This is a genomic window from Mycobacterium sp. WUMAC-067, assembly GCF_020217485.1.
Lineage (GTDB): Bacteria > Actinomycetota > Actinomycetes > Mycobacteriales > Mycobacteriaceae > Mycobacterium.
The window spans coordinates 1-22,853 of record NZ_JAEKMI010000060.1 but is presented as its reverse complement, the minus strand read 5'-3'; the positions used below and the strand labels follow the sequence as shown (position 1 = coordinate 22,853).

At 67.3% G+C, this 22,853-nt stretch carries 20 protein-coding genes and 1 pseudogene; 10 read left to right on the top strand and 11 right to left on the bottom strand.

Translation table 11 applies throughout. From position 1 onward, the window contains the following. Positions 1-100: 100 nt before the first annotated feature. A complete protein-coding gene (locus tag JF781_RS24815) occupies positions 101-1,495 on the bottom strand; it encodes a DUF6350 family protein (RefSeq protein ID WP_308011596.1) in 1,395 nt (464 codons plus the stop codon). 38 nt (positions 1,496-1,533) lie between these two features. Then, positions 1,534-2,430: a DUF5336 domain-containing protein gene (locus JF781_RS24810; RefSeq protein WP_225330112.1), complete on the bottom strand. Its 897-nt coding sequence runs from the start codon at positions 2,428-2,430 to the stop codon at positions 1,534-1,536. Between the two features lie 253 nt (positions 2,431-2,683). Between JF781_RS24810 and JF781_RS24805 the strand changes: the two genes are divergently transcribed. Continuing rightward, positions 2,684-3,532: an LLM class F420-dependent oxidoreductase gene (locus tag JF781_RS24805; RefSeq protein WP_225330111.1), complete on the top strand. Its 849-nt coding sequence runs from the start codon at positions 2,684-2,686 to the stop codon at positions 3,530-3,532. 88 nt (positions 3,533-3,620) lie between these two features. Here the strand turns inward: JF781_RS24805 and JF781_RS24800 are convergent, their stop codons facing one another. The 3 genes from JF781_RS24800 to sucC all read right to left on the bottom strand — a co-directional run bounded on the left by JF781_RS24800 (position 3,621) and on the right by sucC (position 7,294). After that, on the bottom strand, positions 3,621-5,147 hold the full coding sequence (locus JF781_RS24800) for an acetyl-CoA acetyltransferase (RefSeq protein ID WP_225330110.1): 1,527 nt from the start codon (positions 5,145-5,147) through the stop codon (positions 3,621-3,623). Positions 5,148-5,215: 68 nt separating this feature from the next. Continuing rightward, positions 5,216-6,118, bottom strand: coding sequence for a succinate--CoA ligase subunit alpha (sucD, locus tag JF781_RS24795; protein ID WP_083018032.1), 903 nt, complete (start codon positions 6,116-6,118; stop codon positions 5,216-5,218). Between the two features lie 12 nt (positions 6,119-6,130). Next, entirely contained in the window at positions 6,131-7,294 is a 1,164-nt protein-coding gene (sucC, locus tag JF781_RS24790) for an ADP-forming succinate--CoA ligase subunit beta (protein ID WP_225330109.1), read from the bottom strand. A gap of 329 nt (positions 7,295-7,623) precedes the next feature. Between sucC and JF781_RS24785 the strand changes: the two genes are divergently transcribed. Both JF781_RS24785 and JF781_RS24780 read left to right on the top strand, forming a co-directional pair. Then, entirely contained in the window at positions 7,624-8,676 is a 1,053-nt protein-coding gene (locus JF781_RS24785; protein ID WP_225330108.1) for a M23 family metallopeptidase, read from the top strand. Position 8,677: 1 nt separating this feature from the next. Then, a complete protein-coding gene (locus JF781_RS24780) occupies positions 8,678-9,268 on the top strand; it encodes a hypothetical protein (protein ID WP_225330107.1) in 591 nt (196 codons plus the stop codon). Positions 9,269-9,352: 84 nt separating this feature from the next. Here the strand turns inward: JF781_RS24780 and pcrA are convergent, their stop codons facing one another. Further along, the gene (pcrA, locus tag JF781_RS24775; RefSeq protein ID WP_225330106.1) at positions 9,353-11,692 is read right to left on the bottom strand and encodes a DNA helicase PcrA; all 2,340 of its coding nucleotides are present in this window, start codon (positions 11,690-11,692) and stop codon (positions 9,353-9,355) included. A gap of 387 nt (positions 11,693-12,079) precedes the next feature. On the opposite strand from pcrA, the gene JF781_RS24770 reads away from it, so the two are divergent. Together JF781_RS24770 and pgi are read left to right on the top strand one after the other, a co-directional pair. Then, positions 12,080-12,400, top strand: coding sequence for a chorismate mutase (locus JF781_RS24770; protein WP_225330105.1), 321 nt, complete (start codon positions 12,080-12,082; stop codon positions 12,398-12,400). A gap of 130 nt (positions 12,401-12,530) precedes the next feature. Further along, positions 12,531-14,195, top strand: a complete 1,665-nt coding sequence (gene pgi, locus JF781_RS24765) for a glucose-6-phosphate isomerase (protein ID WP_225330117.1) — start codon at positions 12,531-12,533, stop codon at positions 14,193-14,195. Between the two features lie 6 nt (positions 14,196-14,201). Here the strand turns inward: pgi and JF781_RS24760 are convergent, their stop codons facing one another. The 4 genes and pseudogenes from JF781_RS24760 to cobF form a co-directional block, all read right to left on the bottom strand. Then, positions 14,202-14,951, bottom strand: coding sequence for an SDR family oxidoreductase (locus JF781_RS24760; RefSeq protein WP_225330104.1), 750 nt, complete (start codon positions 14,949-14,951; stop codon positions 14,202-14,204). 106 nt (positions 14,952-15,057) lie between these two features. Next, positions 15,058-15,525 (bottom strand): zinc finger domain-containing protein, encoded by a 468-nt coding sequence (locus tag JF781_RS24755; RefSeq protein ID WP_225330116.1) that lies wholly within the window; start codon positions 15,523-15,525, stop codon positions 15,058-15,060. 153 nt (positions 15,526-15,678) lie between these two features. Continuing rightward, positions 15,679-15,921: pseudogene (locus JF781_RS24750) on the bottom strand (DNA-formamidopyrimidine glycosylase family protein); the annotation flags it as partial. A 4-nt stretch (positions 15,922-15,925) separates the two neighbouring features. Then, on the bottom strand, positions 15,926-16,669 hold the full coding sequence (gene cobF / locus JF781_RS24745) for a precorrin-6A synthase (deacetylating) (RefSeq protein WP_225330115.1): 744 nt from the start codon (positions 16,667-16,669) through the stop codon (positions 15,926-15,928). 126 nt (positions 16,670-16,795) lie between these two features. Between cobF and JF781_RS24740 the strand changes: the two genes are divergently transcribed. The 4 genes from JF781_RS24740 to JF781_RS24725 all read left to right on the top strand — a co-directional run bounded on the left by JF781_RS24740 (position 16,796) and on the right by JF781_RS24725 (position 21,031). Beyond that, the gene (locus JF781_RS24740) at positions 16,796-17,701 is read left to right on the top strand and encodes a diiron oxygenase (protein WP_225330103.1); all 906 of its coding nucleotides are present in this window, start codon (positions 16,796-16,798) and stop codon (positions 17,699-17,701) included. A 254-nt stretch (positions 17,702-17,955) separates the two neighbouring features. Further along, the gene (locus JF781_RS24735; protein ID WP_225330114.1) at positions 17,956-18,924 is read left to right on the top strand and encodes a DUF4873 domain-containing protein; all 969 of its coding nucleotides are present in this window, start codon (positions 17,956-17,958) and stop codon (positions 18,922-18,924) included. 376 nt (positions 18,925-19,300) lie between these two features. Next, positions 19,301-20,065 carry an STAS domain-containing protein gene (locus tag JF781_RS24730; protein ID WP_225330102.1) on the top strand — a complete coding sequence of 255 codons (765 nt, stop codon included), beginning with the start codon at positions 19,301-19,303 and terminating at the stop codon, positions 20,063-20,065. 99 nt (positions 20,066-20,164) lie between these two features. Next, a complete protein-coding gene (locus tag JF781_RS24725) occupies positions 20,165-21,031 on the top strand; it encodes an LLM class flavin-dependent oxidoreductase (RefSeq protein WP_064940149.1) in 867 nt (288 codons plus the stop codon). A 6-nt stretch (positions 21,032-21,037) separates the two neighbouring features. Here JF781_RS24725 and JF781_RS24720 read toward each other — a convergent pair whose 3' ends face one another. Next, on the bottom strand, positions 21,038-21,844 hold the full coding sequence (locus JF781_RS24720) for an enoyl-CoA hydratase/isomerase family protein (RefSeq protein ID WP_255642323.1): 807 nt from the start codon (positions 21,842-21,844) through the stop codon (positions 21,038-21,040). A gap of 62 nt (positions 21,845-21,906) precedes the next feature. Here JF781_RS24720 and JF781_RS24715 point away from each other — a divergent pair, with 62 nt between their 5' ends. Beyond that, on the top strand, positions 21,907-22,824 hold the full coding sequence (locus tag JF781_RS24715) for a class I SAM-dependent methyltransferase (RefSeq protein ID WP_225330101.1): 918 nt from the start codon (positions 21,907-21,909) through the stop codon (positions 22,822-22,824). Positions 22,825-22,853 lie beyond the last annotated feature (29 nt).

Genomic DNA, 22,853 nt, shown 5'->3' with positions numbered 1-22,853 from the left:
TCGGGCGACGATGCGCGCCCTCACGGGCGCGCTGAGGAGCCCGACGGGCGGCGGCCGGCGTCGTGCGTTTGACGATCACACTGGCCGGTAGGGCAATTGCCTATTGCTCCGGATCGGGCCCAGCCGCGGGGGGCCCCGGCTCGGCTCCCCCGGGATCGCCCTCGTCCGCGGGAGGCTCCGTCTCGCCTGCCCCGGGATCGCGCTCGGCGGGAGGCTCCGTCTCGCCCTCCCCCGGGTCGCCCGCGGGCGGCTCGAAGAAGTCCTCCTCCGCCACCCGGTCGTCGAAGACATCGGCGAAATCGGCCGGCTCCTCGGCCGGTGCGGCCGACGCGGCTTTGGCCCGCAGCCGCCTGGGTCGAGGCCTGATCCCCCCGCTCAACACCACGGTGATCCCGCCAATCACCGCGAACCAGAAGAAGACACCGAGCAGCAATGCGCCCTGGTCCACCCCGACATGGCCGAAGTTACCCAGCTGCCCACTTCCGGCGAATGCGAGCAGCGACATCACCAACGCCCCGGCGACCGAGGCGACCAGCAGCTTGACCAGCGCCGCCGCCGGCGGCAGCGCACGCCGGGCACACTGCTGTCCGACCGCCACGCCAGACGATGCACCAATGATGAGCAGCGCAACCCATACCGGCCCCAGCGGTGGCCTGGGGACCGCGGCCAACACCGGCAAGGCCGGGATGTCGCCGCCGAACACGGTGAACGAGCTGAACGTCGCGAAACCGATGTGAGCGCTGGATCCTACGGCGACCGCCGCGGTGCCCACAATCACGTTGGGCGCGTACAACATTGACAGCAGGGTGAGGCTGAATTCGCCGAAGATCGAATCGGTGATGCCGTAGAGCTCCTGCATGGTCGCCCAGTGCACGATCAGCGACCCGGCCGTCGCGAACCCGGAGAGCCCGAGCAACGCCAGCAGGCCGGCGGACGCGGCGCGCAACGAATCGCCCAGCCAATAGGTCAGCGACGACACCGCCAGCGCGCGTGGCCCCACCCGGGACCACACACCGATCCCCGCGCCGGCGGCGTGGACCACGAGCACGCTGAGGAACGCGCGCAGCGCGCTCGGTGTTTGCAGCTCGGTGATCACCGAGGACGCGTCGTGGATGACCGCCAGGGCGATCGCCGTCATCAGCAACGGTCCGCCCAGCGCCGAGGCGACGACCCAGCGAACGACCAGCCACGACGAGTGGGGTGAGGTGGCCCGCGCCGTGCTGCGCGCGGTGGCCCAGACCATGAGCAGCACCGGCAGCAGCGGCATCACACCGAGTTCGCGGCCACCGATGGAGATCGGGACCTGGTGCACGCCCAGCCACATGCTGGCGATGGCGCCCAGTGCGCCGGTCATGTCGCTGTTGGCGATCAGCAGTTGGATCAGCGTGACCGCGGCGATGATGACCAACGCCACCACGGCCGGGGCGAACGCGACCCTGACGAGGTCACGCGCCTGGCGAGCGCCCGCTGCCCGGTTGTCCTCTAGCCGTGTCACTCTTGGGCACGTCCCCGACTAGGCGCAACAGCGCACGGTTAGGCGGGCGCTGGCCCAGACGGTGATGACGGCGACTGCTGCTCCTGGCCGAAGGATTGACCGCCGGATTGCTCCGAGTAGTTGGTGGGTGAACCGGCATCCGATCCGCCGCCGACGTTCGGTGGCGGGCTGAAGCTGGGGAAGCCGGTGGGGGGCGTCGACGAGCCCTGGTGCTGCGCGGACGGCTGCTGCCCCGACTGCGGCGAGGGCTGGGCGCCGAAACCGCCGGTCGGAGCGCCGCCCTGGGTCGGCGACCCGCCCGGCCCATACCCGCCGTATTGCGATCCGTATCCCTGCTGGCCGCCATGCTGCTGGCCGCCCGGCTGACCGTAGTAGGGCTGCTGGCCGTACTGCCCGTATTGCCCGTACTGGCCATACTGCGAATAGGGGTCGTACTTGGGGCGCGGCGTCGGCGCCGTGATCACGCCGGAGTCCAACAGCACGACGACGACCGCGGCGATCGCCTGCAGCACGACGGCCGCCACCAGGGGCCACATCGCCCAGCCGATCGCGAAACCGGCGGGCAGGTTGATCGTCTCGGTGATGGCCAGCAGCGCGCCCAGCACCGCGATGACCGCGACAACCCCCACGTAACTCTTGGCTTTCGGCAACAGGCTCAGCCCGGCGAGCAGCGCGGCCAACAGGGCAACCACGACCGCGGTGCCGGCATCACCGGCGCGACCGCCGATGCCCGGACCGAGGTCGGCGCTAATGGTGAACGTGGGCCCGAAGTTCAGCAGGTAGGCCACGAAACCGAGCACCACCACCGCGATGTTCAGGTACAGCGGAAGCTTGCTCTTGCCGTCGTCTTCTTTGGCGAACGAGGGCGTGGCGCCTGCGTAGGTGCCGCCGGGCTGACCCGGTGGGTATCCGGGGCTACCGGGAGAGTAGGTCATTGCTCCTCCTGTTGCTTCCAGTGCCTTTAAGTGCCGAGCGGGCGCCACGGTGGCGATGCGACGCTGTGCCTGCAGGCGCGTCACTGCGTTGCGACGCGGTCGATCACCCACGCTAGCGCACGTGCGACAACCGGTGCCGCTGCCACTGGCTTGGAAGGCGGGGCCCGCGGCGGCGATGCCGCGGCCCTCCGGCGAGACGGTCCGTATCACCACAGCTTGCTCAGTAGAGGTAGAACACGTTCTAATTCTCTGCATGGATTACGGGCTTGTGCTTTTTACCAGCGACCGCGGCATCTCTCCGGCGACGGCCGCGAAGCTTGCCGACGACCACGGCTTTCAAACCTTCTACGTCCCCGAACACACTCATATCCCGATCAAGCGGGAGGCTGCCCACCCCACCACCGGCGACGCGTCGCTGCCCGACGACCGCTACATGCGCACGCTGGACCCGTGGGTGAGCCTGGGCGCGGCCTGTGCCGTCACGTCGCGGGTGCGGCTGTCCACCGCGGTGGCGCTGCCGGTCGAACACGACCCGATCACGCTGGCGAAAAGTATTGCCACCCTGGACCATCTGTCCGGTGGCCGGGTCAGCCTGGGCGTCGGATTCGGTTGGAACACCGACGAACTCGCCGACCACAACGTGCCGCCCGGGCGGCGGCGCACCATGCTGCGCGAATACCTCGAAGCGATGCGGGCGCTGTGGACCCAGGAAGAAGCCGAGTACGACGGTGAGTTCGTCAAGTTCGGTCCCAGCTGGGCGTGGCCCAAGCCGGTGCAGTCGCACATCCCGGTGCTGGTGGGGGCCGCGGGCACCGAAAAGAACTTCAAGTGGATCGCGCGCAGCGCCGACGGCTGGATCACCACTCCGCGCGACTTCGACATCGACGAACCGGTCAAGCTGCTGCAGGACACCTGGGCGGCCGCCGGCCGCGACGGCGCCCCGCAGATCGTGGCGCTGGACTTCAAGCCCGTTCCCGAGAAGCTCGCCAAATGGGCCGAGCTCGGGGTGACCGAGGTGTTGTTCGGGCTGCCGGACAAGCCCGAGGCCGAGGTCGCCGCCTACGTCGAGCGGCTCGCCGGCAAACTAGCGGCTCTCGTTTAGTTGCGCGCTTCGCGTCGAGACTTAAACCACTGCGACGCGCAACGGCGTGTCGTGTACGAGGTTTAAGTGTCGCGGCGCGGACGGCCCGTCAGGCCAGCGTGGCCCGGTTGTCCTTTTCGGTCGGCCGGACCACGATCGACGCCCCCAGCGGCTCGCCGTCGCTGAGCAACCCGACCAGGTCGGGATCCTCGCTCAGGGCCAGGAAACGGCTACCGTCGTCGTCGAGGCGGCCGATGATGATGCCGGTGCGCACCGGCCAGTCGTAGCGCACGGTGTAGGTCTCGATCCTCGCGCGACCGTCGGCCTTGACGCTCACCGCCATCTTGGGACGGGCGGCGACCTCGGCGCGCAGCGCGGCGCTGTTGTCGGGCTTCCAGTCCACCGGCGTGGTCGAGTACACCCCGACGGAGTACTTGCTCATGATCCCGCCGTTGGCGGCGACCAGGCCGAATTGCCCTGGGAGGTCCCGCATTTCGCTGACCGTCTCGGCGATGCCGTGCAGTGAGTAGTTGTTGCCCGGTCCGCCGAAGTACGGCAGACCGCCGGTGAGCGTCAGCCCGCGGGGATCGTCGGTGGCCAGCTGAGTCCCGTCGCAGAAGTTGAACACCGGCACCGGGAAGCAGCTGTAGAGGTCGAAGGTCGAGACGTCGTCGATGCCGACACCCGCCCCGGCAAGCGCTTCCTGGACCGCCAGCACCGACGCCGAGTTATAGGTCAGGTCGAGGCGGTCCAGCAGCGGCTGGTCCACCATGTCGGCGTGCCCGTGCAGAAACACCCAGCGCTCCTCGGGCACCCCGAGCCGGCGGGCGGCGGCCACCGACATCAGCAGCGCGGCCGCGCCCTGATTGACCTGGTCGCGGGCCACCAGCAGCCGCGGGTAGGGGTCGCAGATCATCCGGTTGGACGCGGTCACGGTGATGAGCTCGTCGACGCTGCGCTCCACCGGGGAGGACGCGAACGGGTTCTTCGCCGCCACCTTGGTGAACGGGGCGAACAGCTCGCCCATCTGGCGCCGGTAGTCCGCGACGCTCAAACCCAGCCGGGCGCGGCGCGCGTTCTCCAGCAGCCCGTACTGGGCCGGCGCTCCGATCAGCCCGTGCGCGACGGTGTAGTCGTCGAACAGGCCGTCGTATCCGAACCCCCGGTCCTCGAGGGACCCCTCGACCGTGTCGGAATGATCCGGCTTCTCCCGGTCGGCGAAATACCGGATGCTGGACGTGTTTTCGGAGCCGAAGATCATCACGACCTCCGCCTCGCCCGAGGCGATGACGCCGGCGAATTCGGTGACCAGATGCTGGGGTCCCTGGCCGCCGATGGGCTCGAGAACCGCGCGGGTCGGCGCGGCGCCGAGGCGCTTGGCCACCGACCGCGGGTAGTTGTTGGACTTGCCCATGGGCGCGGGTGTGCGCCCGGAGATCTCGAACTGCCGGAGGGCGGCGACGGTGTCGATGGCTGCGGCGACGGCGGTGGCGTCGGCCCCGGTGTCATGCAGCGCGGCCTGCGCCGCTGCCGTCGCCAGTTCCACCGACGACATTCCGCGGTAGCCGGAGTCCTCAATGCGTTCGGTGAACTGCCCCACGCCGACGATGACTGGGGTGTTCGGGTCGAGATTCATAGACCCACTATCTACCTTGGGCCGGGCCCCGGCCAAATCCGGGGCCCTCGCAGCGTCGGCTTGCGCCCCTACAGGCTCTGCAGGATCTCCCGGGCCAGCGCCGCCGTCTCCGACGGGGTCTTGCCGACCTTGACGCCGGCGGCCTCCAAGGCCTCCTTCTTGGCGGCCGCGGTGCCCGACGAGCCGGACACGATGGCGCCCGCGTGGCCCATCGTCTTGCCTTCCGGCGCAGTGAATCCCGCGACATAGCCGACGACCGGCTTGGACACGTTGGCCTTGATGTAGTCGGCCGCGCGCTCCTCGGCGTCGCCGCCGATCTCACCGATCATCACGATGACCTTGGTGTCGGGGTCCTTCTCGAAGGCCTCGATGGCGTCGATGTGGGTGGTGCCGATCACCGGGTCACCACCGATGCCGATCGAGGTGGAAAAACCGAAATCGCGCAGCTCGTACATCATTTGGTAGGTCAGGGTGCCGGACTTGGACACCAGCCCGACGGGGCCGGGGCCGCTGATGTTGGCGGGGGTGATGCCGGCCAGCGCCTCGCCCGGGGTGATGATGCCGGGGCAGTTCGGCCCGATGATGCGGGTTTTTTGTCCTTTGTCGACGTTGTAGGCCCACGCATAGGCGCTGTCCTGCACCGGAATTCCCTCGGTGATGACGACCAGCAGCGGGATCTCGGCGTCGATGGCCTCGATGATGGCGTCCTTGGCGAATTTCGGCGGCACGAAGACGACCGACACGTTGGCCCCGGTCTCCTTCATCGCTTCGGCGACGGTGCCGAACACCGGGAGCTCGACGTCCTTGCCGACCGGGTCCACATGCGACACGGTGGTGCCGGCCTTGCGGGCGTTCACCCCGCCCACCACCTGGGTGCCGGCCTTCATCATCAGCGCGGTGTGCTTGGTGCCCTCGCCACCGGTGATGCCCTGGACGATGACTTTGGAGTCTTTGTTCAAAAAGATCGACATGGCTTGGGTCCCTTACTTGTTCGCCAGCTCGGCGGCTTTGTCGGCACCGGCATCCATGGTCTCGGCCTGGATCACCAGCGGGTGGTTGGCTTGGGCCAGAATGCGCCGGCCTTCGTCGACGTTGTTGCCGTCGAGCCGGACCACGAGCGGCTTGTTCGCCTCGTCGCCGAGCATGTTCAGCGCGGTCACGATCCCGTTCGCGACGGCGTCGCAGGAGGTGATGCCGCCGAACACGTTCACGAAGACGGCCTTGACCTGCTTGTCGTTCAGGATGACGTCGAGGCCCGCGGCCATCACCTCGGCCGACGCGCCACCGCCGATGTCCAGGAAGTTGGCCGGCTTGACCCCGCCGTGCTTCTCGCCGGCGTAGGCGACGACGTCGAGCGTGGACATCACCAGGCCCGCGCCGTTGCCGATGATGCCGACCTGACCATCGAGCTTGACGTAGTTGAGGTCGTGCTCTTTGGCCTTGAGTTCCAGCGGGTCGGTGGCGTCGCGGTCTTCGAACTCGGCGTGGCCGGGCTGACGGAAGTCGGCGTTGGCGTCGAGGGTGACCTTGCCGTCCAGCGCCAAGATCCGGTCTTGGGGATCCCGCACCAGCGGGTTGACCTCGACCAGGGTGGCGTCCTCTGCGACGAAGACCTCCCACAGCTTGTTGATGGTGACCGCGGCGGCGTCGAGCACCTCGGCCGGCAGGTGGCCCTGTTCGGCGATGGAACGCGCGGTCGCCAGGTCGACACCCTTGACGGCGTCCACCGGAACCTTGGCCAGCCGCTCGGGCTTGGTGGCGGCCACCTCCTCGATTTCCATGCCGCCCTCGACCGAGCACATGGCCAGGTAGGTGCGGTTGGCGCGGTCGAGCAGGAAGGAGATGTAGTACTCCTCGGCGATGTCGCTGGCCTCGGCGACCAACAGCTTCTTGACGACGTGTCCCTTGATGTCGAGACCGAGGATGTTCTTGGCGTGCTCGAAGGCGTCGTCGGGCGTCGCCGCGTACTTGACGCCGCCCGCCTTGCCGCGTCCGCCGACCTTCACCTGCGCCTTGACCATCACCGGGCGACCGATCTCGGTGGCGATCTCGCGAGCGCCTTCGGCGGTGTCGGTCACGCGTCCCGGCGTAGTCGGTACGTTGTGCTTGGCGAACAATTCTTTTGCTTGATACTCGAAAAGGTCCATGGACTCTCTGTCTTCGCTCGACTCAACTGCTAGGCCTCTTGGTGGGCGGTGCCGCATCCGGCAACTCGCACGGACGAACTGTATCCACCCTCGAAATGGCTTTGACCGCCGCGTCCGCCGATGTGGCACAGCTCACGGGACATGGATAGACCGTCCGCGTGATCCAAATCACAATTCCGCCCGGATTGTGCGACGAGGTTGCCAGTCCCGCGCGTCAGCGGATACCTTCCTAGGGTCCAGATAACGTTATGGTCACGATACGAGGACATTTCAGGTTGCCCCAGCACCGTTTTGCCACGCCCTCTGCCGTAACAACAGGCATCTTGAGGGTGAGTCGCGCAGCAGGCGCCCGGTCGGCGGAGCCCCATCGGACCGAAGTCACGGAGATCCTTCCGCTCGACGGCTTTGACTTCGACGACCTCGATTTCAGCGACTCCGGTGACGATCTCGGCGATCACGCCGGCCTGGACTTCAGCAACGACTCGACGTTCGACAACGCAGCGCAGGTCCTGCTGGCGCCGGAGCTCGACGACCTCCACGAGACCGACGACCTGAAGCCTCGGTGGCTGGCGGCGCCCGCCACCGAGGTGTTGCCCCGGGTCACCGTCGGCCCCCGCACCGAGCGGCGCCTCGAGCACCCGCACACCACCGACGTCGTCGGCGCCGCGCGCCGCGGCGGGCAGCACCGCAAGCAGCCCACCAGCGCGGCCCGCGGCCGCCTGCTGATCTCGGCGATGGCCGCCGGCGCGGCCGCCGCGGCTGCCCACACGGCCACCAGCCACGCCGACACCCCCAAGACCGAGGCGGTGCTGACCGCCAACGCGTCCGCACTCACCGGCGGGTCGGGCAGCAACACCGTCCGCGGCCCCCAGGTGATCGCGGTGGAGCCCGCGGCCAACGCGGCCCTGCACAACCAGGAACTCGCCAGGGGCGTCGCCTTCGCCAACGACCGCGCCCAGCGCGAGGCGCGCCTGCAGCAACCGCTCTACGTGATGCCGACCAAGGGGATATTCACCTCCAACTTCGGTTACCGCTGGGGCGTGCTGCACGCCGGTATCGACCTGGCCAACTCGATCGGCACGCCGATCCTCGCCGTGTCCGACGGCGTCGTCATCGAAGCCGGCCCGGCCGGCGGCTACGGGATGCTGGTCAAGCTGCGGCACGCCGACGGCACCGTCACGCTCTACGGACACATCAACACCGCCCTGGTCAGCGTCGGCGAGCGCGTCATGGCCGGCGACCAGATCGCCACCATGGGCAACCGGGGCAATTCCACCGGCCCGCACCTACATTTCGAGGTGCTGCAGGGCGGCACCGAGCGGATCGATCCGGTGCCGTGGCTGGCTAAGCGTGGACTTATGGTCGGCAACTACGCTGGTTAGGGTGACCGCGCCGAACGAACAGCCTTCCGGTCCGCGTCCGCCCGAGGCCAGTGCGGAGCCCTCATCGCCCTCCGACTCACGGACACGGATCATCCGCCGCGCGCCGACCGGACCCATTCCCACCGCCCCGGACTCTCCGACTAGTCAGTTCGTGCCGCCGGCCCCGCCGTACCGGGGTGGCCCGCGTGCGGGGCGCACCGGCTATGCCGGAATGCCGGCCTTCGAGCCCACTGATCGCACGGCCGTCGCCGCGTGCGCGGTCAGCATCGTCAGCGGGTGGGCCACGTCGGTGGTGGCCACCGATCTGATCGCCGGTTGGTGGCGAACCGATCGCCTGTTCTGCATCGCGGTCGCGTTTCTGGCCCTCGTGTTCGGCGCCACCACGGTGACGGGTGTGATCGCGCTGCTGCAGCGCCGGTCGGTCAGCCGCTACCTCCTGTTGGCCGGCGCGCTCGTCGCTTTCCTTACTTACATCGGCGTGTTCATCGCCGGTGCCCGTGTGGCGTGGGTCGTGCACCTGCTGCCGCTGTTGCCGATCGCCACGGTGGTGCTGGTGATGCTGCCGCAAACCAAACGCTGGCTGGAGGCCTGACCTTCGCCGAACGTGTACTGGCGGCGATGTTTTCGCGATTTCTCCGCCCTGAGTGCACGTTCGACGCGCCTGGTCTTCGCCCGATTAGAGCTTGCTGATCGGGGCGTGGTTGTGCATCAGCTTGACCCGTCCCGAGCTGCCGAAGTCGATCAGCGACATCGCCGATTCGCCGACGCCGGACACTTCCTCGACGCGGCCCAGGCCGTACTTGTCGTGCGTCACCCGGTCGCCGGGCTCGAGCACCAGCAGCGGTCGTTTGCTCATCCCGGAACGAGTGGGCGCCGCGCGCGGCGTGCCGAATCGTCCGGCACCGCTCACCGGCGCGCTGAACGACGGGGCCGGTGCGGTGCGGCGCCATTCGATCAGTTCTTGCGGAATCTCCCTGAGGAAACGGGATTCCGGGTTGAGCATGGGCTGCCCCCAGGAGGAGCGCACGATGGCCCGGCTCACGTACAGTCGCTGCCGTGCGCGGGTGATGCCCACGTAGGCCAGCCGTCGCTCCTCGGACAGTTCGGTCGGGTCGTCCAATGACCGCATGTGGGGGAACATCCCGTCCTCCCACCCGGTGACGAACACCACCGGAAACTCCAGGCCTTTCGCGGTGTGCAGGGTCATCAGCGTGACCATGCCGGCGCCGTCCTCGGGGATCTCGTCGCTGTCGGAAACCAGCGACACTCTTTCCAAGAACTCCGCCAGCACACCCGTATCGGGCACGTCCTCGTCCTCGGGGGTTTGCAGCGACTCACCCAGGGCTTCGGCGTTCGCGCGGTCGGTGCTGAATTCGTGTGCCACGCTGACGAGTTCGTTGAGGTTGTCCAGCCGCGCCAGTTCCTGGGGGTCGGTGGAGGATTCCAGCTCCCTGCGGTACCCGGTGCGTTCGAGCACCGACTCGACCAGATCGCCGAGATCGTCATCAAGGCGGCCCCGCAGCTCGTCGAGCAGCTCGACGAAGCCCGCGATCGCCTTCTCCGCGCGGGAATTCAGCATCGGCACTTTGCCTTCGGCGGCGGCGACGAGCGCGTCGGCGAAGCTGGCCCCGGTGTTCTCGGCGTACACCGCGACGCAGGCCTCGGCGCGATCTCCGATGCCGCGACGCGGGGTGTTGAGGATGCGCCGCATGCTGACCGCGTCCCCCGGGTTATCCAGGACCCGCAGATAGGCGACGATGTCGCGAATCTCCTTGCGCTCGTAAAAGCGCACTCCCCCAACGACTTTGTAGGGGATTCCGGCGCGGATGAAGACCTCTTCCAACGACCGCGACGAGTTGTTGGTGCGATAGAAGACGGCGACGTCGTTGTAGGTGATCTCGCCCTTCTCGGCGAGCGCGTCGATCTCCTCGGCGACGAATCGGGCTTCGTCGTGCTCGTTGTCGGCGACGTAGCCGACGATCAACTCGCCGGCGCCTTCGGCGGTCCACAGACGCTTGTCGCGGCGCCCGGAATTGCGGGCGATCACCGAGTTGGCCGCCGACAGAATGTTCTGCGTAGAGCGGTAATTCTGTTCCAGCAGAATGGTTGTCGCGTCGGGATAGTCGCGTTCGAAGTCCTCGATGTTGCGGATGGTGGCGCCGCGGAATGCATAGATCGACTGATCGGCGTCGCCGACCACGCACAACTCCGCGGGCGGCACCTCATCAGACGATTCCGGTGCTTCTGAACCGCGGCCGACCAATTCCCGCACCAACACGTACTGGGCGTGGTTGGTGTCCTGGTACTCGTCGACGAGCACGTGCCGGAACCGCCGCCGATAGTGCTGGGCGATCTGCGGGAAGGCCCGCAGCACCGCCACGGTTTCCCCGATCAGGTCGTCGAAGTCCAGCGCGTTCGCCGCCCGCAACCGCCGCTGATACTCGCCGTAGACGCTGGCCACCGTGCGGGACAACTCGTCGGAATCATCGGTCAGCTTGGAGACCGCGTCGGCGGGGTCGATCAGCTCGTTCTTCAGGTTGGAGATGGCGTTGGCCAACAGCCGCGGCGAGTAGCGCTTGATGTCGAGCCCCATGTCGCGCCCGATCATCTGCAACAGCCGCCGCGAATCGTCGGCGTCGTAGATCGAGAAGTTGGAATTGAGGCCTTCGATCAGGGAGGCCTGGTTGCGCAGGATGCGCACGCACGTCGAGTGAAAGGTGGACACCCACATGGCGCGGGCGCGGTTGCCGACCAGCCGCACCACCCGTTCCCGCATCTCGGCGGCGGCCTTGTTGGTGAAGGTGATGGCCAGCACCTGGCCGACCCCGACCCCGCGCGCCGCGATCAGGTAGGCGATGCGACGCGTCAACACCGCGGTCTTGCCCGAACCCGCCCCCGCGACGATCAGCAGCGGGGAACCTTCGTGCACCACCGCCTGGCGTTGTTGCGGGTTGAGCCCCTCGAGCAGTTGATCGGCTTCGGAGGCCGGCTTGGTATCTGTTGCGTGCACACTCATGTCAGTCCAAACTTACCGCCGCCCAGTGACACAAAGCGCCCAGGCATCAAACCAGGCTAGTGGCTCGGCCGGCCTGAATCGCGCCACGCGTTCTACCGAAAAATCGGCGTGTCGGAATGCACTATTCAATGCCTCCTCGGCCCGGCGCCGCAATTGCACCCAAGTCCAAAAAGAGCAGCTTAAACATGTTTTTTTGCGCGTGAGCCGTTTTTAGTGGCACACTCATTTGGTGCTCAATCTGCAGTGCCGACGACGCTGCTCGACCCTCGAGTGGCGCCGCCGATTCCCCTACGGGTGCCGGTCCGCGGCGCCCGTGGTCTAACTGCTTCCGCAGAGCCCCGGGCCCGCTTCGGCACCCGGGGTTCGTCTTCAGTGAGGCCCAACTGCATGAGTCCAGAACCCACACATCACGACGACGGCGCGGAGGCAGCAGAGATGAACATCGAGATGGTGGAGACCCAAGAGGCCACCGACATCGACGACTTGCGTCACGAGATCGATCGCCTGGACGCCGAGATCCTCGCCGCGGTCAAACGGCGCACCGAGGTATCTCAAGCGATCGGCAAGGCCCGGATGGCATCTGGGGGCACGCGACTGGTCCATAGCCGCGAGATGAAGGTCATCGAGCGCTACAGCGAGCTCGGCCCCGACGGTAAGGACCTGGCGATACTGCTGCTGCGGCTGGGCAGGGGCCGGCTCGGTCACTGAGCGCGGCGCCCGTCGCCGGCCTCATCGCCACACTGGCTCCTTCACGTCAGAGCCCATAGGGTCGACTCATGACCCGCGTCGGCGACGATGCAGAGCGCAGCGATGAAGAGGAGCGACGCCCATGACGCCCATGACCTCCGTGCACATCCTCCCCGACATCACCGCCACCCCGGCGTGGGACGCCCTGCGCAGGCATCATGAACAAATCGGCGGCACCCATCTGCGCCAGCTTTTCGACGAGGACCCCGATCGCGGCCGCGAGCTGACCGTCTCGGTCGGCGACCTCTACATCGACTACAGCAAGCACCGGATCACGCGAGAAACGCTGCGGCTCTTGGTGAATCTGGCCCGCACCGCGAACCTCGAACAGCGCCGCGACCAGATGTTCGCCGGCGTCCACATCAACACCTCCGAGGATCGTGCGGTGCTGCACACCGCGCTGCGGCTACCCCGGGACGCCGAACTGACCGTCGACGGTCAAAACGTCGTCGAGGACGTGCACGCCGTGCTGGACCGGATGGGCGACTTCACCGACCGGTTGCGCAGCGGCGAATGGACCGGAGCCACCGGGAAACGGATCAGCACCGTGGTCAACATCGGCATCGGCGGATCGGACCTCGGCCCGGTGATGGTCTACCAGGCCCTGCGCCACTACGCGGATGCGGGCATCTCGGCGCGCTTTGTCTCCAACGTCGACCCCGCCGACCTGATCGCCACCCTGGCCGACTTGGACCCCGCCACAACACTTTTCATTGTCGCGTCGAAGACGTTCTCGACGCTGGAAACGTTGACCAACGCCACGGCCGCGCGCCGTTGGGTGACCGACGCCCTCGGCGACGCGGCGGTGGCGCAACACTTCGTGGCCGTCTCCACCAACAAGCGCCTGGTCGACGACTTCGGGATCAACACCGACAACATGTTCGGGTTCTGGGACTGGGTCGGGGGCCGCTACTCGGTGGACTCGGCGATCGGCCTGTCGGTGATGGCCGCCATCGGCCGAGAAGCGTTCGCGGACTTCCTGTCCGGATTCCACATCGTCGACCGGCATTTCAAGACCGCACCGCTGGAGTCCAACGCGCCTGTGCTGCTTGGACTTATCGGCCTGTGGTATTCCAACTTCATGGACGCGCAATCGCGCGCGGTGCTGCCGTACTCGAACGACCTGGCGCGCTTCGCCGCCTATCTGCAGCAGCTGACCATGGAGTCCAACGGCAAGTCGACCCGCGCGGACGGCAGCCCGGTCACCACCGGCACCGGTGAAATCTTTTGGGGCGAACCGGGAACCAACGGACAACACGCGTTCTATCAGTTGCTGCATCAGGGCACCCGGCTGGTGCCGGCCGACTTCATCGGTTTCAGCCAACCGATCGACGATTTGCCCACCGCCGAGGGCGACGGCAGCATGCACGACTTGTTGATGAGCAACTTCTTCGCCCAGACGCAGGTGCTGGCCTTCGGCAAGACCGCCGAGGAGATCGCCGCCGAAGGCACACCCGCGGATGTCGTGCCGCACAAGGTGATGCCGGGTAACCGGCCGTCGACCTCGATCCTCGCCGACCGGCTCACCCCGTCGGTGCTCGGTCAGCTGATCGCGCTCTACGAGCATCAGGTTTTCACCGAGGGCGTGATCTGGGGAATCGACTCGTTCGACCAGTGGGGCGTGGAGCTGGGCAAAACTCAGGCCAAAGCCCTGCTGCCGGTGCTTACCGCGGACACCTCGCCGGCGCCGCAGTCGGATAGCTCGACCGATGCCCTGGTCCGCCGCTACCGCAGCGAACGAGGGCGCACCAGCTGATCGATCTCAGGCGAACATCTTGGTCAGCTGGGGCGGCAGCACCCGCATCAGCTGCACCAGCGGCGCCCACGGCCACCACGGCACCGCCGCCCGGCCCGGCTCACGCTCCATCGCGGCGACGAGCGCGTTGACGCCAGTTTCGTTGTCCACCATCAACATTGTGCTGTTCGACTTGGCGGTCATCTCCGACTCGATGTAGCCGGGTTCGATGACCGAAACCTTGACGGGCCCCTTGGCGTATTCGGCGCGCAACGATTCACCCAGCGAGCTCACGCCGGCCTTGCTCGCCGCGTACGCCGCCTTCACCCCCGGCACGCCCTTGTTGCCGAGCACCGACGAGATCAGCACCAGGTGACCCGAACCGTTCTTGTTGAACATCTCCAGCGCGGTCTCGATCTGCACCAGTGCGGCCACCAGGTTGGTCTCGAGGGTCGCCTTGTTGGCCCAGAGCTTGCCGGAGCCGAGCTTGGCGCCCTTGCCGATGCCGGCGTTGACGATGATGCGGTCGATGCCGCCCAGCTCGTCGCTGAGTTCGGCAAACACTTTGGGAACGGCCTCGTGGTCGTTGACGTCCAGCGCGGCGATCGCGATGGTGACGCCCGGATGCTTCTGCGTCAGCTCGGCTTTGAGCTCGTCGAGCCGGTCCGTGCGACGCGCGCACAGGGCGAGGTCGCGGCCCTTGGCGGCGAAGGCGCGCGCCATGCCGGCGCCCAGGCCGGAGCTGGCACCGGTGATGAGGATCTTCTGGCGAGTCATCGGGGCAGCATAACTAGTGCCCGCCCAACGTCGGGTTGTTGGGCTCGACAGCGGCTCGTTGGCACAACTAGTCCACGTTCGCGGCCCCCAGAAGCCGCACGCGCGACTACTTCAGCAAACGCGACATCCGCCGGTCGGCCAAGATCTTGCCCCCGGTCTGGCATGTCGGACAGTACTGAAAAGACTTGTCCGCGAACGACACTTCACGCACGGTGTCCCCGCACACCGGGCAGGGCAGCCCGGTGCGGGCGTGCACGCGCAATCCGGAGCGTTTCTCGCCCTTGAGGGTGGCCGCGCCCTGGCCGACGGATCGGCTCACCGCGTCGGTGAGCACGGTGACCATGGCGTCATGCAGCGTGGCGAGTTGTTTCTCGGACAGCTTGCCAGCGGTGGCGAACGGCGAGATCTTCGCGACGTGCAAGATCTCGTCGCTGTAGGCGTTGCCGATGCCGGCGATCACCTTCTGGTCGGTGATGACCGTCTTGATCCGCCCGGTGTTGTCGGCCAGAACGCGGGCCAGATCGTCTGGGCCGAGCTCCAGCGCGTCCGGCCCGAGGGAGGCGATCTGCGGGATCTGCTGGGGGTCGCTCACCAGCCACACCGCCAGCCGCTTCTGGGTGCCGGCCTCGGTGAGGTCGAAGCCGGGCGCCTCCCCCGGTGTGCCCAGATGCACCCGCAGCGCGATCGGGCCCTTGCCGGGTCGCAGCGGCGCCGCGGCCAACTTGTCGGACCACCGCAGCCAGCCCGCCCGGGACAAATGCGCGATCAAGGAGAGGTTGTCCGTCCGCAGCCCCAGGTATTTGCCCCAGCGGTCGGCCCCGACCACGGTCTGGCCGTGCAGCGCGCTGATCGGCGGGTCGAAGGTCTTCAGGACGGACAGGGCGGCGATGTCGACCCGGCCGACGGACAGGCCCACGGCGTGGCGCCGTAAGTGGTCGACCAGCGCTTCGATCTCGGGCAGTTCGGGCACGGTGTCAGTCTGCCGGTCGGAGCAAATAGGTGTCCATGATCCAGCCGTGCCGGGCGCGGGCCTCGGCCCGCAGCGCAACGATGCGGGGCCCCACCTCGCCGACCGTGCCGGCGATGAGCAGTTCGTCGTCGGTACCCAGGTAGGCGCCCCACCAGATCCGGGTCTCGGGCGGGCACGTCTGGAACGAGCAGTCCGCGTCGAGCATCACGACCGCGTCCCCGGCCAATCCCTGCGCGCGCAGCTGGCGTCCGGTGGTGATCAGAACGGGTTCGCCGACCTCGTTGAGCGGGATGCGGTGCCGGGCGGTCAGCGCCTGCACCGCAGTGATGCCCGGGATCACGTCGAACGTGAAATCGACCTGCGCGCCAACGGCGTCGAGGATCCGCAGCGTGCTGTCGTAGAGCGACGGATCGCCCCAGGCCAAGAAGGCCCCGACGCCGTGCGGACCCAGCTCGGCCGAGATGGCCCTGGCCCAGATCTGTGCGCGTGCGGCATGCCAGTCCGCGACGGCGTCGCGGTACTCGGCATCATCGGCGCGCTTGGGGTCGGCCAGCTCGACGAACCGGTAGCCCGGTTCGCGGATGAACCGGCTGCAGATCTCGCGCCGCAGCGCCACCAGGTCGCTTTTGTGCTCACCCTTGTCCATCGCGAAAAACACCTGCGTGTCGTTGAGCGCCTCGATCGCCTGCACGGTCACATAGCCGGGATCGCCGGCGCCGATGCCGATGACGTGGATGTGCCGGCCCAATGAACTCTCCTGACTCGCGTCGCTGCTCGACCACATTGCCGAATCGATACCGCACAGGCCTAGTCGGGACCTGAAGTACCCAGTACCATGGGTACTGTCTACGCACCCAATGGAGGGACGCCAGGGATGACCACGTCGCTGAAGCCCGGTGGGCCGAGCCGTGAAGAGTTCTCCGAACGCTTGCTGAAGGGCTCGGTCAAAAAGTCCTACGAGCCCGTCGTCGACATCGACTGGGACGCTCCGCTCGACCCGGACAAGTTCTATCTGCCGCCGCGGTTGGTGTCGCTGTACGGCACCCCGATGTGGGACGAGATGACCCGCGAACAGCAGATCGAGCTTTCCCGCCAGGAGTTGGTCAACACCCTCTCGGCCGGGATCTGGTTCGAGAACATGCTCAACCAGTCGCTGCTGCGCACGATCCTGCACGAAGACCCGACGAGTAACTCGACGCATTACAAGCTGACCGAACTGGGCGACGAGACCCGTCACATGGTCATGTTCGGCAAGGCCATCGAACGCGTCGGCGCAAAACCGGTGCGCCCCAGGCTTTTTCACCGGATGATCATCAACATGCTCCCCCTGGCGTTTCAGCGCGGCTCGATGCTGTGGGTGGCCGCGCTGATCGGTGAGGAGATCTTCGACTCGCTGCAACGGCAGATGATGGACGACCCCGAACTGCAGCCAATCATTCAGCGGCTCATGCGCATTCACGTCACAGAAGAGGCGCGTCACATCCAATTCGCGCGCGACGGGGCGCGCAAACGAGTCGCCGAGATGCCCCGGTTCAACCGCTGGTTCATGGCCAACATCAACGGGCTGGGTGGCTACTTCTTCAACTATCTGTTCAGCAACCCGGTCCCTTATGCGCGAACGGGTCTCGACCCGCAGCGCGCCCGAAAGACCGCGCGCACCAGCCCACATCGCCGCGACGTTCAGGTTGCGGGCTTCGCTCCACTGGCGGCGTTCTTGACCGAGATAGGCCTGATGGGCCGGCTCGCGCGCCGCGGCTGGAAGCGCAGCAGGTTTCTGTGACGGCTTCGCGCGTCGGCGGTGAATCTCGCTGCCACATCGCCATTGTCGGCGCGGGGGCCGGCGGTCAGAACGCCCGTGACGCCTTGTCGGGCGCCCGGTTCACCGGCCTGGTCCTGCTCGACCAACCCGGCCACGACGTCACCAGCTCGCGGTTCGACGACCCCTCCGACACGTGGCTGTTGACCACGGCCGGGGGCGAGATCGTTCGCGCCGATGTCGTCGTCGCCGCCGGCCGAGGCATCTATGTCCCGTGGCTGCCGCCCATTGCCGGGCGCGAGGGCTTTCGCGGCGAGTCGTTTCACGCCGCGGCGTGGGATCCGGCATTTGACCCGTCCGGCAAGCGCATCGCGGTCATCGGCACCGACGCCACTGCCGGCTATCACCTCGGCCGGCTGGCCGGCGTGGCGGCGTCCACCACCGTCTTTGCGCGGGCCCCGCGTCGCGTCGTCACCGAGTTGCCGCTGTGGTCTACCCGCGCCACCCGCTGGCTGCGCCGCCCGAGCGCGTCGCGGCCTTCGATGGTGATCGTCTCGTCGGCCGTCGAAACGGTGACCGCGTCAGGGGTGCGGACCGCCGATGGTGTGCACCACAGCGTCGACGCCATCGTCTACGGCACCGGATTCTCGATCCCCGATGACGTCGCCGACGAGACGCTGACCGGCGCGGGCGGGCGGCCCATCCGGCAGGCCTGGCACGACGGCATGGAGCCGTTCTGCGGCGTGGCGGTTCGCGGGTTCCCCAACTATTTCTTCATCACCGGCCCCGATCCGGGCGCGCAAGCCCGCTACATCGTCGAGTGCCTGAAACTCATGAGGCGCACCGGCAGCGACCGCATCGAGGTGCGCGCCAGCAGCCAGCATGTCTTCAACGAACGCGCCCAACTGGGACCGGCCGAACCGCCGCCGGTGGCGTCCGCCTTCGACCTTTCGGCCAGCGCGCCGGCCGGTGACGACGCCTACGACGGCGCCGCCACGCTGGAGATCGCCGGGAACCGCCACCCGGTACGGGTGCGCCTCACCGGGCACCTGGACCCGATCGATGGGCGCTATCACTGGCAGGGAACGGTATTCGGGTCGCCGTCCGACGACCTCAAAAAGGCGCGGACGGCCACGCTGACGGTGGGTGAGCGCAGCGCACCCGCGCGCATCGTGGAACGGACGCCCTGGGGCACGCATTCGGTCGCCGGCGTGGGCGCTCCCCCCTACGCGTTGAGCGACGCATGAACCGGTGCCGGCACCTCGCCGCCGGCTAGCGCATTTCTGCAGGAAACGCCCTGTTTTTCGGCCATACCGAAAAGTTTGGCCGCGCCCGCTCTGTGGTAACCCCGAGGGATAGCGCGTGCTGAGCAATGAACTCCATGGCGCGTTCGGGCGGTGCAGGTCGACGCCTCGACGAACACGGAGGGGGACGCATGATTTATTCGATGCGGGTCTGCGGCGTGAGTCCGGGGGGATCCCGATCGCAACCTGCAGCTTCTCGATGCATCGACGCCGGCCCACCGCGAACTAGACTTTTGCCGCTGAGGGCGGATACTCAAGCAGTCGGCCCGGCAGAACACAAGGAGCGGGAAATGATTCCGGACGTCCCGATCGAGCTGGGATGAGCCCGGTGGCTGAGTCGGCCAGCTCGTTGGCCGTCGCGACGCGCACGGATGACTCGATAGCCGTGCTGACCGTCGACGGCGTGCTGGACACCGCCAACTCCACCGCGCTGCGCGACCGCCTCATCAAGGCGACGTCGGACGGGGCCTCCGCCGTTATCGTCGACGTCTCCGGGCTCAAATTGAACACCGAACCGGCATGGTCGACCTTCATGGGCGCCTACTGGCAGATCGGTAGCGCGACCCACGTTCCGATCGTGTTCGCCTGCACCAACCGAACGACCCGCGAGGCGATCACCCGAAGCGGAATCGCCCACTTCATGCCGGTGTATTCCAGCCAGAAGGCGGCGATGAAGGCGCTTGGTCAGAGCAGCCGCCGCGCGGTGCGGCGTGCCGATGCCCAGCTGCCCGCCGACCTCACCAGCCTGCGCGAGTCGCGGCGGCTGGTCCGCGAGTGGCTCACCACGTGGTCGCAGGCCAAGCTCATCCCCGTCGCATTGGTGGTCGTCAACGTGTTCGTGGAGAACGTGCTGGAACACACCGCCAGCGTCCCGGTGATACGGATCGAGGCGCAGGGCACGGCGGCGTCCATCGCGGTCTCCGATGCCAGCACCACCCCGGCCGTGCGGCTTCCGTCCCCGACAAAGGGCATCGACGTCTCCGGCCTGGCGATCGTGGACGCGTTGTCCCGCGCGTGGGGCAGCACGCCGACGTCGTCCGGCAAGACGGTGTGGGCGGTCATCGGCCCCGAGAACCAGCTGTAACTCGTTCCAACCAGTTCTAGCCACACCCATCTGCCGGTTGTGCTGAAACTAGAACACGTTCTAATGTCGTGGGACGACCCCTTCAGGAAGGCAGATGACGTGCGTTTTACCTACGCAGAGGCGATGACTGACTTTCGGTTCTATGTCCCGCTGGCCAAGGCGGCCGAGGCGGCCGGCTACGACGCCATGACGATCGCCGACAGCATCGCCTACCCCTTCGAATCCGACTCGAAATACCCCTACACCCCGGACGGCAACCGCGAGTTCCTCGACGGCAAGGAGTTCATCGAAACCTTTGTGCTGACATCGGCATTGGGCGCGGTCACCTCGAAGCTGCGGTTCAACTTCTTCGTCCTCAAGCTGCCCATCCGGCCACCGGCGTTGGTGGCCAAGCAAATTGGGTCACTGGCCGCGATGACCGACAACCGGGTGGGTTTCGGCGTCGGCACCAGCCCGTGGCCCGAGGACTACGAATTGCTGGGGGTTCCGTTCGCCAAGCGCGGCAAGCGAATGGACGAATGCATCGAAATCATTCAGGGCCTGACCTCCGGTGACTACTTCGAATTCCACGGCGAGTTCTACGACATCCCCAAGACCAAGATGACGCCGGCTCCCACCAAGCCCGTCCCGATCCTGATCGGCGGTCACGCCGACGCGGCACTGCGGCGCGCGGCCCGCCTGGACGGCTGGATGCACGGCGGCGGTGACCCCGAGGAACTCGATCAGCTGCTCGCCAAGCTCAAGCGGTTCCGCGAAGAAGCGGGCAAGACCGGGCCTTTCGAGATCCACGTCATCTCCGCCGACGCCTACACCCCCGACGGCATCAAGCGGCTCGAGGACAAGGGCGTCACCGACGTCATCGTCGGCTTCCGCATCCCCTACATCAAGGGGAAGGACACCGAGCCGCTGGAGAGCAAGATCCGCAACCTGGAGATGTTCGCCGAGAACGTGATCGCCAAGCTTTAGCAAGCGTCACAGCGGATCCCACCTGGGCGCGCGCTTTTCCTGGTGAGCCTTGGCGGCCTCGACCGGGTTGTTGGTGAAGCCGCTGAGGATCTGGGTGCGGTTCTCGATCTCGATGGCGTGGCGCAGGCTGGGCGCATCCAGCGCGGCGTTGAGCCCAATCTTGGTCTGCCACACGCCATATGCGTTGTTCTCGGCGATCGAGCGGGCCAGCGTGAGTGCGGCGGGCATCAGGTCGTCGGGCGCGACCACCTCATGCACCAGCTTGATGCGATGGGCCTCGGCGGCGTCGATGATGCGACCGGTGAGCATGAGTTCGCGCGCCACCCCGGCACCGACGATCTTCGGCAGCAGGTAGCTGGTGCCCATGTCCATCGACGAGAAGCCGGCCTTGATGAACACCGAACCGAACCGCGCCTGATCCGAGGCCACCCGGATATCGCTGACCAACGTGAAGGCCAGGCCGCCCCCGACGGCGACACCGTTGACCGCGGCGATCACCGGGATGTCCAGCTCGTAGATCCGGGTGTACAGGTTGGCCAGCCGGACCTGAGCGTCGTAGGTGACCTTGAACGCCGGCGTGGTCGGCTTGTTCTGAGTCCAGGGCTGCCCGGTGCCGCTCAAATCCGCACCGGCGCAAAATCCCCGTCCGGCGCCGGTCAGGATCGCCACCCTGAACTCGCCTGCGCCGAGCGCGTCCAAGGCGTCATCGACACCGTCGATCAACGACCCGTCGATCGCGTTGAGGCGTTCGGGCCGGTTCAGCGTGATGCAGGCGATGTTGTCCTCGAGGGTTTCCAGTTTCACTGAAGGCATACCGAGACCGTAGGCGACCGATCAGGCATACCGTGGTTTGGCAGCCTATCGAAGGAGCAGCCATGGCACGAACCGAAGGTGACACCTGGGACCTGGCCAACAGCGTGGGCGCCACCGCCACCATGGTGGCCGCGGCCCGGGCGGCCGCCACCAGACGGCCGCAACCGGTCATCACCGATGAATTCGCCGAGCCGCTGGTGCGCGCCGTCGGCCTCGACCTGTTCACCAAGTTGGCGACCGGCGAACTCGATTCCTCCGACATCGAAAGCGGAGTCGGGTTTTCGCGGTTCGTCGACACCTTCGCCGCGCGGGCGCTGTTTTTCGACGACTACTTCGCCGCGGCCGGGCAGGCCGGCCTGCGCCAGGTCGTGATCGTGGCGTCCGGGCTGGATTCGCGCGCCTATCGGCTGCCGTGGCCCGCGGGGACGACCGTGTACGAGATCGATCTGCCGGAGGTGATCGCATTCAAGACCGCGACGCTGGCCGAGATCGGCGCGGCCCCAACCGCCGAACTGCGCACCGTGGGTATCGATCTGCGCGAGGATTGGCCGGCGGCCCTGCAGGCGTCGGGCTTTGATCCCGCCAAGCCGACGGCGTGGCTGGCCGAGGGAGTGCTGATCGGATTTCTTCCGCCGGAGGCGGAGGTGCGGTTGCTGGACGCCATCATTCCGCTGTCCGGCGAGGGCAGCCGGTTCGCCGCCGATTTCGGGGCCGTCGCGGGGACGTCGCCGGAGGCGCTGGAGAAATCCCGGCTCATGGCCGAGGGGTGGCGACGGCAGGGGCTCGACCTGGACATCACCGCGTTGACCTATCCCGGGGAGCACACCGACGTGGCCGCGCATCTGCGGGCCAACGGATGGGAGACCACCGAATTCCGGCTCTCCGACCTGTTTTCGGCCGCGGGCCTCCTGGAATTGGGGGAAGCCGAGCACCAGGCCCCCGCCGCCACGATCAGCTTCGTTCGGGCGGTGCGGATCTGACCGCGAGAGTGCAACTGGCGGCGCGTCTT

What these genes read in the sequence shown, in the direction of transcription:
- sucD (WP_083018032.1), bottom strand. Translation starts at nt 6,118, where the DNA reads ATGTCGATCTTTTTGAACAAAGACTCCAAAGTCATCGTCCAGGGCATC.
- JF781_RS24760 (WP_225330104.1), bottom strand. Translation starts at nt 14,951, where the DNA reads ATGACTCGCCAGAAGATCCTCATCACCGGTGCCAGCTCCGGCCTGGGC.
- JF781_RS24770 (WP_225330105.1), top strand. Translation starts at nt 12,080, where the DNA reads ATGAGTCCAGAACCCACACATCACGACGACGGCGCGGAGGCAGCAGAG.
- JF781_RS24740 (WP_225330103.1), top strand. Translation starts at nt 16,796, where the DNA reads ATGACCACGTCGCTGAAGCCCGGTGGGCCGAGCCGTGAAGAGTTCTCC.
- JF781_RS24805 (WP_225330111.1), top strand. Translation starts at nt 2,684, where the DNA reads ATGGATTACGGGCTTGTGCTTTTTACCAGCGACCGCGGCATCTCTCCG.
- sucC (WP_225330109.1), bottom strand. Translation starts at nt 7,294, where the DNA reads ATGGACCTTTTCGAGTATCAAGCAAAAGAATTGTTCGCCAAGCACAAC.
- JF781_RS24730 (WP_225330102.1), top strand. Translation starts at nt 19,301, where the DNA reads ATGAGCCCGGTGGCTGAGTCGGCCAGCTCGTTGGCCGTCGCGACGCGC.
- JF781_RS24800 (WP_225330110.1), bottom strand. Translation starts at nt 5,147, where the DNA reads ATGAATCTCGACCCGAACACCCCAGTCATCGTCGGCGTGGGGCAGTTC.
- JF781_RS24720 (WP_255642323.1), bottom strand. Translation starts at nt 21,844, where the DNA reads ATGCCTTCAGTGAAACTGGAAACCCTCGAGGACAACATCGCCTGCATC.
- pgi (WP_225330117.1), top strand. Translation starts at nt 12,531, where the DNA reads ATGACCTCCGTGCACATCCTCCCCGACATCACCGCCACCCCGGCGTGG.
- pcrA (WP_225330106.1), bottom strand. Translation starts at nt 11,692, where the DNA reads ATGAGTGTGCACGCAACAGATACCAAGCCGGCCTCCGAAGCCGATCAA.
- JF781_RS24715 (WP_225330101.1), top strand. Translation starts at nt 21,907, where the DNA reads ATGGCACGAACCGAAGGTGACACCTGGGACCTGGCCAACAGCGTGGGC.
- JF781_RS24810 (WP_225330112.1), bottom strand. Translation starts at nt 2,430, where the DNA reads ATGACCTACTCTCCCGGTAGCCCCGGATACCCACCGGGTCAGCCCGGC.